This is a genomic window from Bacillus sp. 11B20 (genome assembly GCF_056098985.1).
Genome location: NZ_JBLZWZ010000005.1, coordinates 42,369 through 55,974 on the forward strand (window position 1 = coordinate 42,369; position 13,606 = coordinate 55,974).

The following is a 13,606-nucleotide window of genomic DNA, read 5'->3' on the forward strand; positions in this document are numbered from 1 at the left end:
CGTTTTTTAGGAAAAATAAAACCGTACAGACGATTTGTTAGCGGATTGACATGTTTTTTATCTGTTTGTCCTCATTTTGTCTTCTCATAGTCATCATATGACAAACTTAATCGTGGAATAACTGTTCCATCAATTCGTCGATATTGGTGATTGGCTGGCGGCAGCTGTAGTTTTCACAAATATACACGGTGGTGCTGCCGTCGATTGTTTTGTAATCTTTTGCAAATGGTGCGAGCTTGGCTAAGTCATTTCCTGTTTCGGCGGTCAAAATGATATCAAATGGCATAAATCGTTTCCGAAGCGTCTGTAAAAGCCGTTCTTTTTCCGGATCTCCGTTTTTCCCAAGAATGATGATTTCTCTTTTTGCCGCATATTGACTTAGAAGCCCTTGCAGAAACGCTGTGTGTCCGCTTGGGTAGGAAGAGACATCCACATAAAAGGCTTTGAACATCTGTTCTAATGTTTTCAGCCAGTCTTGACGTCCAGTCATTCTGCTTAGTTTCAGAAGCTGGTGGAGTGCGGTGCTATTACCAGAAGGCATGGCACCGTCGTACACTTCTTTTTCTCGAACAAGGAGCGCTTCCGCGTCTGATCCTGAGAAGAAAAAGCCCCCTTTTTCCTTGTCCCAAAACAGCTCAAACATGTTCTCCGCAATGGCTGTGGCTTTTTCCAGCCAATCTAATTCAAAGGTCGCTTCATATAAAGACATATACGCTTTTAGCATATGCGCATAATCCTCGATAAAGCCGAGATGCTTCACGTCACCTTCTCTATAGCGGACCATAAGCCGCTCATGTTGAACAAGATGTGTTTCTAGAAAAGACATCGCCTGCTGCGCCATAAGAATCGCTTCCTCTGCATCAAAGACCCTTCCTGCTTTGGCGAGGGCTGCGATCATCAGCGCATTCCAAGATGTGAGCACTTTGTCATCTACAAGCGGCGCAGGTCGCTGCTGTCTGACTGATTGTAAAATGTGTCGGGCTTCTTGCAGCTTGGAATGAAGTGTATGGTCATCAATTGAAAAAGAGGTTTTGATGTCCTCAAAAGAGGTGGAAATGGTATGAGGGATGTTTTCCCCTTCAAAATTCCCCTCTTCTGTGATGTGATAGACTTCGCAAAATAAAGCGCCAAGTTCCTCTCCTAAATGGGTGATGATCTCATCCTTTGACCAGACGTAATATTGTCCTTCTTTCCCTTCGGAATCTGCGTCTATCGCTGAATGAAAGGAGCCGCCTGGATTCATCATATCTTGTTTAATAAATTGAATCAGACGTCGGACAAGCTTTTCATACTCAGGTTTTGAGGTGAGCTGATACGCTTCTGTGTAAGCTTCCAGCAGCAAGGCGTTATCATACAGCATCTTTTCAAAATGAGGCACCAGCCATTTTTCATCCGTCGAATAACGAGAAAAGCCCGACCCAACATGGTCGTATATACCGCCATTTGCCATCCCATCTAACGTTTTCGTGACCGCATATAATGCGTTCTCCTGCCCTGTCCATTCGTAATAGCGCATCAGAAATGAGAGCATATGAGGTGCAGGAAATTTCGGAGCGGAGCCGAATCCGAATCCGCCATACAGCGTATCAAAACTGCTCATGAGCTGGTAATAGGCTTTGTGAACTGCCTCTTGAGACAGCGTATTTTCTGTCTGCCCTGCTGCTTTAATCCGCAGATTATTTGTCGCTTTCTCTGCCAATGATTCAATATGATCTCGGTCGTTATGGTACGCATCCAGCAATTGTGTGAGTGCCTCGATGAAGCCAGGACGCCCGTACGCACTTCTTTTTGGAAAATACGTCCCCGCATAAAAAGGCTTTTGATCCGGCGTGACAAACACGTTGAGCGGCCAGCCGCCTTGCCCCGTCATCATCTGACAAACAGACATATACATAGAGTCGATGTCTGGACGCTCCTCACGATCGACTTTGATTGAAATAAAATGCTCATTTAAGATGTCAGCGACTTGTTGATCTTCAAAGCTTTCGTGTGCCATGACGTGGCACCAATGGCAAGTGGCGTAGCCAATGCTGACAAGCACAGGTTTATTTTCACGTTTGGCTTTATCGAACGCTTCTTGCCCCCACGGGTACCAGTGTACTGGGTTGTGAGCGTGCTGAAGGAGATACGGTGATTTTTCATGGATGAGCGGGTTGGGTGTTTGGTTGTTTGGCATGGGATCACCTTCCTTTCTAAATGTTTTTTAGTATTCTCTTTTCTCTATTTAATATATCAGATTGCTGTTGCCCGTCATCATTTGTCTGTGAGGTATTCCCAAAATGAAAAAAATCAAGGGCTATAAACCCTTGATAGCTACATCAATCGTAATGCTTTAACAAGATGGCTGAATTATGTCCTCCAAAACCAAAAGAATTGGATAGCCCATATTTCAATGAAAGCTCTCTCGCTTCTAATACAACATCTAAGTTGCAGTCTGGATCTTGATTCTCTACATTAATAGTTGGCGGAATCATTCCTCGTCTCAAACTTTCCACTAAAGCAATGGCTTCTACTCCGCCGGCAGCACCAAACATGTGCCCAGTCATTGACTTGTTTGCCGTTGTTGGAATTTCACCTGAACGATCACCAAATAATTTTTTAATCGCTAGAACTTCTGAACGATCACCTACTTGTGTACTTGTTGCATGAGCACTAATAACATCAATTTCATCTGTTGATATGTTTGCACTTCTCAATGCTTTTTTCATGGCTAAGTAGGCACCCTTACCTTCTGGGTGTGATGCTACCATATGATGAGCATCTGAACTAGCTCCGTATCCCACTACTTCACATAATATCGGTGCATCTCTAAGAATCGCGTTTTCTAATGATTCTAATACTAAGATACCTGCGCCTTCACTCATCACAAAACCATCTCTATCTGTATCGAATGGACGGCTGGCTAGGCTTGGCTCTTGGTTTCTAGTAGATAGTGCATGTGCGTTTCCAAAACTGGCCAAAGATATTTGTGAGATGGCAGCTTCTGCTCCACCGGCAAATATAATATCTGCATCATCATTTCGGATCGCATTGAAAGCTTCACCAATAGAGGTGTTCCCAATAGAACAAGCTGTGACTGGTGACAATGATGGCCCTTGTGCCCCTAATCTTATGCTGATTTGGGCCGCGGCCGCATTTGAAATCATCATGGGGACAAGGCTGGGGCTTACTCTTGAGGGGCCTCGTTTATCTAATACATTCACTTGATCAACAAGCGATTGGATTCCCCCGATTCCTGAACCAACATATACGCCTAAACGTTCAAGATCAACTTGATCTAACTGTAATTGTGAATTTTCTAATGCTTGTTCGGCTGCTGCTAAGGCAAACTGACTAAAACGATCTAATCGTTTTGCTTCTTTTCTTCCCAATATTTTATCTGCATCGAAATCACGAACGATTCCAGCTATTTTTGTTTTATAATCAGTTGTATCAAAAGAATCAATGAGAGATATTCCCGATTGTCCTTTTATTAGTTGATTCCAAAAGCTATTCACAGCATTTCCCAGTGGAGAAATAACTCCCATTCCAGTAATGACAACTCTTTTCATGATCATTCCCTCCTTGTTTTTATTAACTTTAGCCATTGTGTTATCCTATTACAAGTTGTTGTTTATCCTAGTATAATTAATAATATTTTAAAGGGAGATCTTCATGAAACCTGAAACTAGACTTCAAGCTTTATCAGAATTTCTAAAGAATCAACGTTCGAAAATCACTCCTCAAATGGTTGGTTTACCTGTAGGAACCCGCAGAAGAACACCAGGACTAAGAAGAGAAGAAGTGGCTCAACTAGCCGGTGTGAGTCTTACTTGGTATACATGGTTAGAGCAAGGCAGAGATATAAAAGTATCTACTTCGGTATTAGATGCGATTTCTCGAGCATTACAATTAAATAACGATGAAAGGAGATATTTGTACGCTTTAGCGTTAGAGGAAGGAGTGAAACAATCCTTTATCATTGAGAATGAGAAGGAAATCAGTCCGGCTTTAGTGAAAATGTTGCAGGAGCTTCGTTATTGCCCAACGATTATATCTGATAGAAGAAGTCAAATTGTTGGGTGGAATCAAGCAGCAGCTAATGTATTTTTGGACTTTGAACAAATCATCCCGTCAGAAAGGAATATCATACGCTTACTATTCGCAAGAAAGGAATTTAAAAGTCTAGCCGTGAATTGGGAGCATTTTGTTAGAGGATATATTGCCATATTTAGAACGTATTATGGACAGTATGTAGCTGATGACTGGTATGAGCAATTTATAGAAGAAATGGAGCAGGCATATCCTGAGTTTCGTAAAATTTGGAATGAAAATGAGATCAGCTATGCGCCTGAAGTATTAATTGAATTTCGTCATGCTAAGGCAGGTAAAATGTTGTTTAACCTCACTTCATTACAAGTGTATGGGGATACTGATTTAAGATGCAGTGTCTATACTCCAGTTGAGGATACTGATACGGAGCTTAAGTTGAAACGTTTAATTGAAGGCTAGGTTTCATTTGGATGAAGTTATTATGGCCATTAAATATAAAATAGATCCTATGCCGTCAGCGACAAGTGGGCATAACCGATGCTGATAAGCACTGGTTTATTTTCACGTTTGGCTTTGTCGAAGTTATTTGTCCCCCTAAGCCTATATCGTTTCTGGTAAATGATGTTTATACATCTCAAGCGCATCTGTATGTTCTTTTAAAACGCTCATTGTTTTTGGATGTGGTTTAACATATATCAAAGGATAGTCGACTTCATCTAATTCTTGTTGAGTATGAAAAGCTAATCTTTCATGATCAAGTGAGAATTGAGCATCAATTCCTGTTTTGTTGCCGCGAGAGTCTAATCGAATCCATTTATTAAGTGAATGAAAAAATACAGCATTTAATGCGTGAATACAATATCCTTTATCTGGCGTATCGAACAACATTAACCGCTGGTAACAGAAACCTGTGGGTATTCCTTGTGAGCGCAATAGAGCAGCTAATAGGTTGGACTTTGCATAGCAAATTCCCTCTTTATAAGTTAATACCTCAGATGCATGACAAGTCACTCGTTTGGATTGGATATCCCATGTATGGGGAATTTCATCTCGAACAAACTCAGAGGCTGCTTTTGCTTTTTCTATTTCTGTCTGCAAAGGGTTGAAAAGTTCATTTGATTTTGCTCGAATAAGAGGATGAGAATAATCAACTTCAGCTAGTTCACATAAATAATCATCAAAATTTTTAGATTCACATGTCAAGTTCATGATAGTGTCTCCTTTTCTCTATACTTTTACCGCAGGAGGTCTATTTCTTCACCAACACATATTGTAAGTTTTCTAACTCAAACATATCAATCAGTTCATTGATGTCTTTAAAATAGATATGTTTTCCAAACCGTTTTTTGCTTAGGTCAATTTCTACATCCAATCGATCATCCTTTTCTTTCGTTTCGAGTTCATTTAGACAAGAATAGATTTCGATGTTTCTCCTTTTGAAAGCTCTTTTTCAATGAATTTAAAAAGTGCACGAAGAGAATGAATGATGTCTAATTCATAAACAAAAGGATGCGTGAATTTGTTTCTTACCGTTTCATAGAAAGGATCTAAATTATCAATGTGAATGCCTTCGAAATCCTCTTCTGTTTCGAATACTTCTATCAAAGGATCTTCTTTTTGATAGGTTTTGTGCTTTTTTTGTTTTTGATCAAACAATTTGATATTGAGTTCAGAGAGTGGTTTATAGGTAGGATTTTGACCAATGGTCCCAAGCGGCAGTTCTTTGTTTGATCCAATATAATGCTGTAAAGTCATAAGTTTCCCTCTTTTCTTTCAATGATTTCTCGTTCGTTGATTATTTTCTTTTTATCAATAAATGGTGGAATGTGCAATTATTTTCACATACGTTCTCTACAAAAGAGAAGGACAAGTCGTTTGACTAAATACCTCTTAGGGTATACTATCTGTTCATAGGAATTCAATAGAAAGGGGTACTTGCGAATGGAATATAATCAGCAGATGAAGAATCGTCTTCGCCGGATTGAGGGGCAGATTAAAGGGGTTCTTGCGATGATGGAGCAGGGAAAGGATTGCCGCGAGGTGGTGACGCAGCTGTCTGCATCACGCAATGCCATTGATCGTGCAATGGGTGTGATTGTGAGTACAAATCTTGAACAATGTGTCCGTGAAAGTCTTGAACAAGGCAAGGATACGGAGGGTCTTGTGAAAGAAGCGGTTGAGCTATTGGTGAAAAGCCGGTAAGAAATTCATCAGCCTTTGGAGGTTGACGGATTTTTTTACTTGTTATAATATACCCTTACCGGTATATGTATATATTTTTTATTTTATATATACCCCCAAGGGTAATTGAAAAAGGAGGAGCAGAATGGAAGAACAGAAAAAACGCACGACGATTGTGCTATTTAGTGGAGATTATGATAAAGCGATGGCGGCTTACATTATTGCCAATGGTGCAGCAGCCTATGATCATGAGGTAACAATTTTTCATACGTTTTGGGGGCTGAATGCCTTGCGCAAGGATGAGATGGTGCCAATGAAAAAAGGTTTTTTAGAAAAAATGTTTGGCAAGATGATGCCGCGCGGGGCTGATCGAATGGGCATTTCAAAGATGAATTTTGCTGGAATGGGCCCAAAGATGATTAAGCACGTGATCAAAAAGCACAATGCTATGACTTTGCCGCAGCTTATTGATATGGCGAAGGAACAGGAGATTAACCTCGTGGCATGTACAATGACGATGGACCTTTTAGGATTGCAGGAGAAAGAATTATTAGATGATATTCAATATGCTGGTGTGGCGGCGTATTTAGCAGAGGCTGAAATTGGGAATGTGAATTTATTTATCTAGTGAGGTGTTAACAAATGATTCAAACACTTTTGATCATCATTGTCATTGGTTTGCTGGTGAGCCGTTTTCTTCCTGTAAAGGGTGTAAAACAAATGGATGCAGCCGATATGAAACCTCAATTGCGTAGGCAGCATCAACAACTGATTGACGTTCGGTCTCCTGTAGAATTTCAAACAAACCATATTAAAGGATTTCGCAACATCCCATTACCTCAGCTAAAAGAACGAGCAAATCAGCTTGCGAAAGACAAAGAGGTCTATGTGATATGCCAAAGCGGGATGAGAAGTATGCAGGCAGCTAAAATATTGAAGAAGCAAGGATTTACACAAATTACGAATATCAAGGGTGGCATGAATGCTTGGCATTAAGTATGTATAAAATATACCCCCACCCCTATATAAAGGAGGACATCACGTGCAGCAACCAACTGTCATTTTAGATGCAAAAGGATTGGCATGTCCGATGCCGATTGTGAAAACAAAAAAACAAATGAATGAGCTATTACCAGGAGACGTGCTTGAGGTGCAAGCTACCGATAAAGGATCAGCAGCGGATCTAGCGGCATGGTCAAAGAGTGCCGGCCACGAATTTTTAGGAACAAAAGTAGAAGGACAGGTGCTTCATCATTTGATACGTAAAGGTGGAGTGCAAGAGAAAGAAGGGGAGTCAATGATTTCGGAAATGCCTTTGAATACGTTCCAACAGAAGGTAAAAGAAGATCAATCTTTGTTTATTTTAGATGTACGAGAACTGGATGAATACGAGGCGGGGCATATTCCAGGAGCTGTTCACATCCCTCTTGGAGAAGTCGAACACCGTGCAGAAGAATTGAGCCAGGATACGCTTATTTACCTCATCTGTCATTCAGGCAGAAGAAGTGAATTAGCCGCGCAAAAGTTAAAAGAAAAAGGATTTCAACAATTAGTGAATATAGTGCCAGGCATGAACAGCTGGGCAGGAGAGATTGAAAAATAGGAGCTGAATAAAACGATGTCTGTAAAAGAAATGACAGCAGAACAGTTAACAAAAAAGATTATCAACAAAGAGCCCATCTTTTTGTTAGATGTACGAAACGAATCAGATGTACAGGACTGGAAGATTGAAGGAAAAGCCGTTGATTATGTCAATGTACCTTACTTTGAGCTTCTCGATGGCGTAGAGGATATGGTCGAGAAAGTACCAACAGACCGAGAAGTGCTAGTTGTGTGTGCCAAAGAGGGCTCCTCTATTATGGTGGCGGAGATGCTGTCAGAGGCGGGCAGAACGGTCAGTTATTTACAAGGTGGTATGAAGGCATGGAGTGAGCATGTCGAGCCAGTGAAGATTGGTGATTTAAGCGGCGGTGGAGAGCTGTATCAATTTGTACGGATGGGCAAAGGGTGTCTGTCCTATATGATCATGTCCAATGGAGAAGCTGCGGTTGTGGATGCTGCTCGAATGACGGAGGTCTATATCGATTTTGCGAAAAAGCATGATGTTTCGGTGGCGCATGTGCTGGATACTCACCTTCATGCGGATCATATTTCTGGTGGGAAAAAACTAGCTGATCAGACAGGAGCTGCTTACTGGCTGCCACCAAAAGATGCAGAAGAGGTAACCTTTGAGTACAAACATCTTGAAGAAGGACAGCGGATAACAATTGGGACGTCTTCCATTGACATTCACCCTCTTTATTCCCCGGGACATACGATCGGCTCAACATCTTTTATCGTAGACAATCAATTTCTTATTTCGGGTGATATTCTGTTCGTTGATTCTATCGGAAGACCTGATCTCGCTGGACTGGCGGAGGACTGGGTAGGTGATTTGAGAGAAACACTTTATGACCGATATATGGCGCTTTCGAAAGAATTAATTGTTTTACCTGCGCATTTCATGGTCATGGAAGAAGTGAATGAAGACGGAAGCGTTTGGAAGGAACTTGGCGTTTTATTTGAAGAAAATCATGGACTGAACATTGAAGACGAAGATGCATTTAGACAAATGGTCACGAAGAATCTTCCTGCACAGCCAAATGCCTATCAAGACATCCGGTATACCAATATGGGGAAATTGACTCCAGACGATGAAGAACAGCGGGTAATGGAAATTGGTCCAAACCGTTGTGCGATTCGATAATGTCCAATAAAATAAGAAAAGAGGAACGATCAAATGACATCTGATCAACTATTAGACGTAACAGGGCTTGCATGCCCAATGCCGATTATTCGAACGAAGAAAAAAATGAACGACTTGGCGGAAGGTCAAGTTTTAGAAATACATGCAACAGATAAAGGGGCTAAAGCTGACTTAGCTGCATGGGCGAAGTCAAGCGGACATGAATTGATCACGCAGACAGAAGAAGGTCACGTGCTGAAGTTCTGGATGAGAAAAGGGTCCTAAAGGATGTAGGGGTATCTGCTGAAGATCCCCTTTTCCTTTTGCAAAGGAGGAGACCAGCGTGGATTTTGCGTTTTTGATTACACTTTTTATCATCGGATGTATTGGTTCCTTCTTATCAGGAATGGTGGGGATCGGCGGATCTGTGATCAACTATCCCATGCTGCTTTATATCCCTCCTCTTCTCGGTGTGATGGCATTATCAGCACACGAGGTTTCAGGGATTGGCGCCATTCAAGTGCTTTTTTCGACGCTGGGTGGTGTACTGGCGTATCGGAAAAGCGGATATTTACATCGCTCGCTGATTTTATATATGGGAAGCAGTATATTGGCGGGCAGCTTATTAGGCAGTTATGTATCACATTTTATGCCAGAGAAAGGGATGAACCTCGTCTATGGATTACTTGCCATTGTGGCGGTTATTCTCATGCTGATTCCGAAAAAAGGACAGCGTGCAGACGCAGAGGGTGAAGTCACTTTTCATAAAGGACTGGCATCAGGTATTGCCTTTGTAATTGGCAGTGTTTCCGGGGTATTAGGCGCAGGCGGTGCATTTATTTTAGTGCCTGTCATGCTGTCTATTTTAAAAATTCCTGTACGGATGACGATAGCGTCGTCACTTGCGATTACATTTCTTTCTGCTATAGGCGCATCGACTGGAAAGGTATTGACGGGTCAAGTCATGCTTCTTCCTGCGATTGTGCTGATGGCCGCAAGTTTGGCAGCCGCTCCGCTTGGTGCTAAGGTCGGTCAGAAAATCAACGCCGTCTATTTGCAATGGGCACTTGCTATAATGATTACAGCGACAGCGGTCAAAATTTGGCTGGATATTTTATAAAAGAAAGACCAACAGAGCAAACGTGTTGGTCTTTTTTATTTGACGTCATCGTGCTCGATATACGTTTCTAGTGCGGGGTGGTACTCTTTTTGATAATGAAGGTTGGGACATGTTTTCACGACTTTGCCTTGCAGGGCATTGGACTTTGAGACTTCTAATGCTGTTCTACATTTAGGACAGCGTTCGGCAAAGAATGAGGGCCAGCGTTTCATATATCACCACTCCAGTTAAAGTCTTAAAAACCGATTATATTAATATGGATTATAGGGGATCATGCAGGTGAGGTCAATGGGTGTTTGGGTCTTTTTAACAAAAAAAGAAGCATCCTGAGATGCTTCTTTATCGTTCATATTCTTAATAGGCTTTCGCCCAGAACACCATATCAGATGCAGGCTTTCCGCAGCAGACACATGTGTCAGAAATGGTTTCCTGTTCAAATGGGATACAGCGTGAGGTCGCACCTGTTCTTTCTTTAATATCGTTTTCACAGGCTTCGTCACCGCACCACATGGCTTTAATCAATCGGTTTTCTTCTGCAAGAATTTGCTCAATGTCTTCGATTGTGAGGGCTTGTGATGTTTTTTCATGTAATCGTTCCTTCGCCTTTTCGTACATGGTCCGCTGAATGTCTTCAAGCATTGCTGTGATGGTTTGTTCAAGGGCATCTAATGTGACGGCTTGCTTTTCACCAGTGTCTCGTCGTGCGAGCATCACCTGTCCTTTTTCGATATCCTTTGGTCCTACTTCTACACGTAGCGGAATACCCTGCATTTCACACTCGTTGAATTTCCAGCCAGGCTGTTTATCGCTTGCATCGATGTCAGCACGTGCGATGCGGGCGAGTCGATCCTTTAATTCATAGGCATGATCGAGGACACCTTCTTTATGAGAAGCGATTGGCACGATACGCACTTGGGTTGGCGCAATATTTGGCGGGAGGACAAGCCCTCTGTCGTCGCCATGCACCATGATCATAGCGCCGATAATTCTTGTTGTGAAGCCCCATGAAGTCTGTTGGACATGCTCTAGTTTTCCTTCACGGTTTAAAAATTCAATGCCAAACGCCTTTGCAAATCCGTTCCCGAAGAAATGAGAAGTGGCAGTTTGGAGCGCTTTTCCATCATGCATCAAGCTTTCGACTGTATAGGTGAAGCGAGCGCCGGCGAATTTTTCCTTCTCTGTTTTTCTCCCTTTAATGACAGGAATGGCAAGGAGATCTTCGCAAAGAGAAGCGTAAGTGTGAAGCATTCTTTCTGTTTCTTCAATCGCTTCTTGCTCAGTCTCATGGCACGTGTGTCCTTCCTGCCATAGGAATTCAAGGGTTCTAAGGAAGGGACGTGTTGTCTTTTCCCAGCGGACGACATTGGCCCATTGGTTATATAGCTTTGGTAAATCGCGGTAGGAATGAATAATGTTTTTATAATGCTCAGCGAACAGCACTTCAGAGGTTGGTCTGACGCAGAGCCTTTCTTGTAATTCGGATTCACCGCCATGTGTGACCCACGCCACTTCAGGAGCAAAGCCTTCGATATGATCTTTTTCCTGCTGCAGCAGGCTCTCTGGGATAAAGAGCGGCATATAGACATTCTCATGACCCGTTTCTTTAATCTGGCGGTCAAGTTCGTCGCGAATATTCTCCCAGATTTTAAAGCCGTACGGCTGAATGATCATACTGCCTCTCACGCTTGAATAATCGACGAGCCGCGCCTTTGTGACAACATCTGTATACCATTGGGCAAAGTCGTCTTCCATGCTTGTAATTTTCTCAACAAATTGTTTCTTTGACATTGCAGGTTCCTCCTTTTTAAAAATCAAAAAAGCTGTACTTTAAGTTAGGGACCATTCCTGGTGGTACCACCCTAATTTAAAGCACAGCTTTACACTCAATCATGATAACGGTATGAACCGCTGTATGAAACAGAACTAAATCGGCAGGTTCACTTGAAGATGTCAGTAGGAACTTCTCAGCACCGTTCCCTCTCTGTTAAAGATCGATTCAAGCTACTATTCCAGATCTACGTTGATCCTTGTTCGTTGATTTTTCATCAGTTTACCTGTAAATGGGGGAGAAAGCAAGTTGTTCTGATTCCCTTTTTGGCTCCTTTTGCTTAAGGATTGGAATGGCAGTATTTTTCTATTTTTACAGCTTGCGAGTTATGAAAGGCTATGCTAATATATTTGAAGAAAAAAATAGACTTGTATAACCTCAATAATATGGTTTGAGGGTTTCTACCAGGATCCGATAAATCCTGATTACAAAAGCGCGCTTTCCTTTTTTGTAATCAGGGTTTTTTTGTTTGTCTGCACCCTGTATCAAAAGTGAAAGCGATGATATAGAGAAGGGATGTTAGACATGAACTGGAGAGTATATTTATTAGCCGTTTCTACTTTTGCGGTTGGATTAGTTGAGCTTGTGGTCGGGGGCATTTTGCCAAGCCTTGCAGAGGATTTGAATGTGTCTCTGGCAACAGCGGGGCAGCTCATTACGGTATTTGCGATTGTGTATGCCATTTCAGCACCCGTGCTGCTGACTGCAACAGCCAAAATCGAACGAAAGCGTCTTTATTTAATCGCGTTATTGGTGTTTACATTAGGAAATGTGTTCACTTATTTTAGTTCGACCTTTGCCCTTGTGATGATCTCACGGGTATTGATCGCAATGAGCACAGCGCTTGTGGTGGTGTTATCTTTGACGATCACTGCCAAATTAGTGGAACCAGCGCATCGTGCAAAAGCATTAGGATTGATTTTTATAGGAATTAGTTCTTCACTTGTTCTCGGTGTACCGATCGGTATTTTTATTACAGAGAGCTTTGGCTGGAGAGTGATGTTTTTAGGAATCAGTATTCTTTCTGCCATATCGATGGTGCTGATCTATTTTCTATTGGAAAAAATGCCTGTTGAAAAAGTCACGCCTCTTAGAGAGCAGATTCGTTCTTTAGGGCATCCGAAAATTTTTAGTGCACACCTGATTAGTTTGTTTATGCTTGCAGGACATTATATGCTTTATTCTTATTTCACGCCATTTCTGATGGAAGTTCTGCATATGACCCCGTTTTGGATTAGTATTTGTTATTTGGTCTTCGGGCTTGCGTCTATAGGCGGGAATGGGTTTGGCGGCTGGCTGAGTGACAGACTGGGTTCAGGGAAAGCCATTTTGCTTGTGACAATAGCGTTTGCGGTTGTCATGTTTACCATTCCTTATACAGCGGGTGTGTTCGCGCTCTTTATGGTGATGGTTGTCCTTTGGGGTGCGCTCAGCTGGGCATTGACGCCTGCTTTGCAGAGCTATTTGATTCAAACAGATCCGGTCACGTCGGATATTCAGCAGAGCTTAAATACATCGGCCTTGCAAATCGGCATTTCGATTGGATCAGCGGTTGGCGGAGTCATGTTTACGATGACCGGTTCATCTGTTGATCTGGCTAAATTCGGTGCTGTGTTTGTACTGATTGCCTTTAGCTGTGCGGTGATTTCGCTTAAGAGACCGCCGCTTTATATGGATCGTCAGCATCATGCTGAATAGAAGACAAAGGGCTAAAATCAAG

General features: G+C 42.1%; 14 protein-coding genes, 1 pseudogene, 1 riboswitch and 1 other annotated feature. Of the genes and pseudogenes, 9 read left to right on the forward strand and 6 right to left on the reverse strand.

Annotated features, from left to right (window positions below; genetic code table 11):
• Positions 1–106: 106 nt before the first annotated feature.
• Together ACN6NB_RS01065 and fabF are read right to left on the reverse strand one after the other, a co-directional pair.
• Positions 107–2,176 carry a thioredoxin domain-containing protein gene (locus tag ACN6NB_RS01065; protein ID WP_474253187.1) on the reverse strand — a complete coding sequence of 690 codons (2,070 nt, stop codon included), beginning with the start codon at positions 2,174–2,176 and terminating at the stop codon, positions 107–109.
• A gap of 142 nt (positions 2,177–2,318) precedes the next feature.
• On the reverse strand, positions 2,319–3,551 hold the full coding sequence (fabF, locus tag ACN6NB_RS01070; protein ID WP_144491680.1) for a beta-ketoacyl-ACP synthase II: 1,233 nt from the start codon (positions 3,549–3,551) through the stop codon (positions 2,319–2,321).
• 103 nt (positions 3,552–3,654) lie between these two features.
• On the opposite strand from fabF, the gene ACN6NB_RS01075 reads away from it, so the two are divergent.
• Positions 3,655–4,491 (forward strand): helix-turn-helix transcriptional regulator, encoded by an 837-nt coding sequence (locus ACN6NB_RS01075; RefSeq protein ID WP_059374499.1) that lies wholly within the window; start codon positions 3,655–3,657, stop codon positions 4,489–4,491.
• Between the two features lie 141 nt (positions 4,492–4,632).
• On the opposite strand, the gene ACN6NB_RS01080 is transcribed toward ACN6NB_RS01075, so the two are convergent.
• Both ACN6NB_RS01080 and ACN6NB_RS01085 read right to left on the reverse strand, forming a co-directional pair.
• Positions 4,633–5,241 (reverse strand): transglutaminase-like domain-containing protein, encoded by a 609-nt coding sequence (locus ACN6NB_RS01080; protein ID WP_144491681.1) that lies wholly within the window; start codon positions 5,239–5,241, stop codon positions 4,633–4,635.
• A 40-nt stretch (positions 5,242–5,281) separates the two neighbouring features.
• Positions 5,282–5,787: pseudogene (locus ACN6NB_RS01085) on the reverse strand (hypothetical protein).
• Positions 5,788–5,973: 186 nt separating this feature from the next.
• Between ACN6NB_RS01085 and ACN6NB_RS01090 the strand changes: the two are divergent.
• From ACN6NB_RS01090 to ACN6NB_RS01120, 7 genes are all read left to right on the forward strand, one after another.
• Positions 5,974–6,234 (forward strand): metal-sensitive transcriptional regulator, encoded by a 261-nt coding sequence (locus ACN6NB_RS01090; RefSeq protein ID WP_003217059.1) that lies wholly within the window; start codon positions 5,974–5,976, stop codon positions 6,232–6,234.
• Positions 6,235–6,358: 124 nt separating this feature from the next.
• The gene (locus ACN6NB_RS01095; RefSeq protein WP_041088802.1) at positions 6,359–6,841 is read left to right on the forward strand and encodes a DsrE/DsrF/DrsH-like family protein; all 483 of its coding nucleotides are present in this window, start codon (positions 6,359–6,361) and stop codon (positions 6,839–6,841) included.
• A 14-nt stretch (positions 6,842–6,855) separates the two neighbouring features.
• Positions 6,856–7,209 (forward strand): rhodanese-like domain-containing protein, encoded by a 354-nt coding sequence (locus ACN6NB_RS01100; RefSeq protein WP_047204147.1) that lies wholly within the window; start codon positions 6,856–6,858, stop codon positions 7,207–7,209.
• Between the two features lie 46 nt (positions 7,210–7,255).
• Complete coding sequence (locus ACN6NB_RS01105; protein ID WP_059374506.1) at positions 7,256–7,816, forward strand: sulfurtransferase TusA family protein; 561 nt, start codon at positions 7,256–7,258, stop codon at positions 7,814–7,816.
• Positions 7,817–7,831: 15 nt separating this feature from the next.
• The gene (locus ACN6NB_RS01110) at positions 7,832–8,959 is read left to right on the forward strand and encodes an MBL fold metallo-hydrolase (RefSeq protein ID WP_474253188.1); all 1,128 of its coding nucleotides are present in this window, start codon (positions 7,832–7,834) and stop codon (positions 8,957–8,959) included.
• A gap of 33 nt (positions 8,960–8,992) precedes the next feature.
• A complete protein-coding gene (locus ACN6NB_RS01115) occupies positions 8,993–9,223 on the forward strand; it encodes a sulfurtransferase TusA family protein (protein WP_024427452.1) in 231 nt (76 codons plus the stop codon).
• 58 nt (positions 9,224–9,281) lie between these two features.
• Entirely contained in the window at positions 9,282–10,058 is a 777-nt protein-coding gene (locus ACN6NB_RS01120; RefSeq protein ID WP_058837230.1) for a sulfite exporter TauE/SafE family protein, read from the forward strand.
• Positions 10,059–10,093: 35 nt separating this feature from the next.
• Here ACN6NB_RS01120 and ACN6NB_RS01125 read toward each other — a convergent pair whose 3' ends face one another.
• Positions 10,094–10,270, reverse strand: coding sequence for a hypothetical protein (locus tag ACN6NB_RS01125; protein WP_164512187.1), 177 nt, complete (start codon positions 10,268–10,270; stop codon positions 10,094–10,096).
• Positions 10,271–10,412: 142 nt separating this feature from the next.
• Positions 10,413–11,846 (reverse strand): proline--tRNA ligase, encoded by a 1,434-nt coding sequence (proS, locus tag ACN6NB_RS01130; protein ID WP_254806266.1) that lies wholly within the window; start codon positions 11,844–11,846, stop codon positions 10,413–10,415.
• A 43-nt stretch (positions 11,847–11,889) separates the two neighbouring features.
• Positions 11,890–12,085: a binding site (T-box leader), on the reverse strand.
• 149 nt (positions 12,086–12,234) lie between these two features.
• A riboswitch (purine riboswitch) is annotated at positions 12,235–12,334 on the forward strand.
• Positions 12,335–12,411: 77 nt separating this feature from the next.
• Between proS and ACN6NB_RS01135 the strand changes: the two genes are divergently transcribed.
• Entirely contained in the window at positions 12,412–13,584 is a 1,173-nt protein-coding gene (locus tag ACN6NB_RS01135) for an MFS transporter (RefSeq protein ID WP_039176133.1), read from the forward strand.
• Positions 13,585–13,606: the final 22 nt, after the last annotated feature.

Coding starts and splice junctions, on each gene's coding strand:
- ACN6NB_RS01065 (WP_474253187.1), bottom strand. CDS start 2,176: ATGCCAAACAACCAAACACCCAACCCGCTCATCCATGAAAAATCACCG.
- fabF (WP_144491680.1), bottom strand. CDS start 3,551: ATGAAAAGAGTTGTCATTACTGGAATGGGAGTTATTTCTCCACTGGGA.
- ACN6NB_RS01075 (WP_059374499.1), top strand. CDS start 3,655: ATGAAACCTGAAACTAGACTTCAAGCTTTATCAGAATTTCTAAAGAAT.
- ACN6NB_RS01080 (WP_144491681.1), bottom strand. CDS start 5,241: ATGAACTTGACATGTGAATCTAAAAATTTTGATGATTATTTATGTGAA.
- ACN6NB_RS01090 (WP_003217059.1), top strand. CDS start 5,974: ATGGAATATAATCAGCAGATGAAGAATCGTCTTCGCCGGATTGAGGGG.
- ACN6NB_RS01095 (WP_041088802.1), top strand. CDS start 6,359: ATGGAAGAACAGAAAAAACGCACGACGATTGTGCTATTTAGTGGAGAT.
- ACN6NB_RS01100 (WP_047204147.1), top strand. CDS start 6,856: ATGATTCAAACACTTTTGATCATCATTGTCATTGGTTTGCTGGTGAGC.
- ACN6NB_RS01110 (WP_474253188.1), top strand. CDS start 7,832: ATGTCTGTAAAAGAAATGACAGCAGAACAGTTAACAAAAAAGATTATC.
- ACN6NB_RS01115 (WP_024427452.1), top strand. CDS start 8,993: ATGACATCTGATCAACTATTAGACGTAACAGGGCTTGCATGCCCAATG.
- ACN6NB_RS01125 (WP_164512187.1), bottom strand. CDS start 10,270: ATGAAACGCTGGCCCTCATTCTTTGCCGAACGCTGTCCTAAATGTAGA.
- proS (WP_254806266.1), bottom strand. CDS start 11,846: ATGTCAAAGAAACAATTTGTTGAGAAAATTACAAGCATGGAAGACGAC.
- ACN6NB_RS01135 (WP_039176133.1), top strand. CDS start 12,412: ATGAACTGGAGAGTATATTTATTAGCCGTTTCTACTTTTGCGGTTGGA.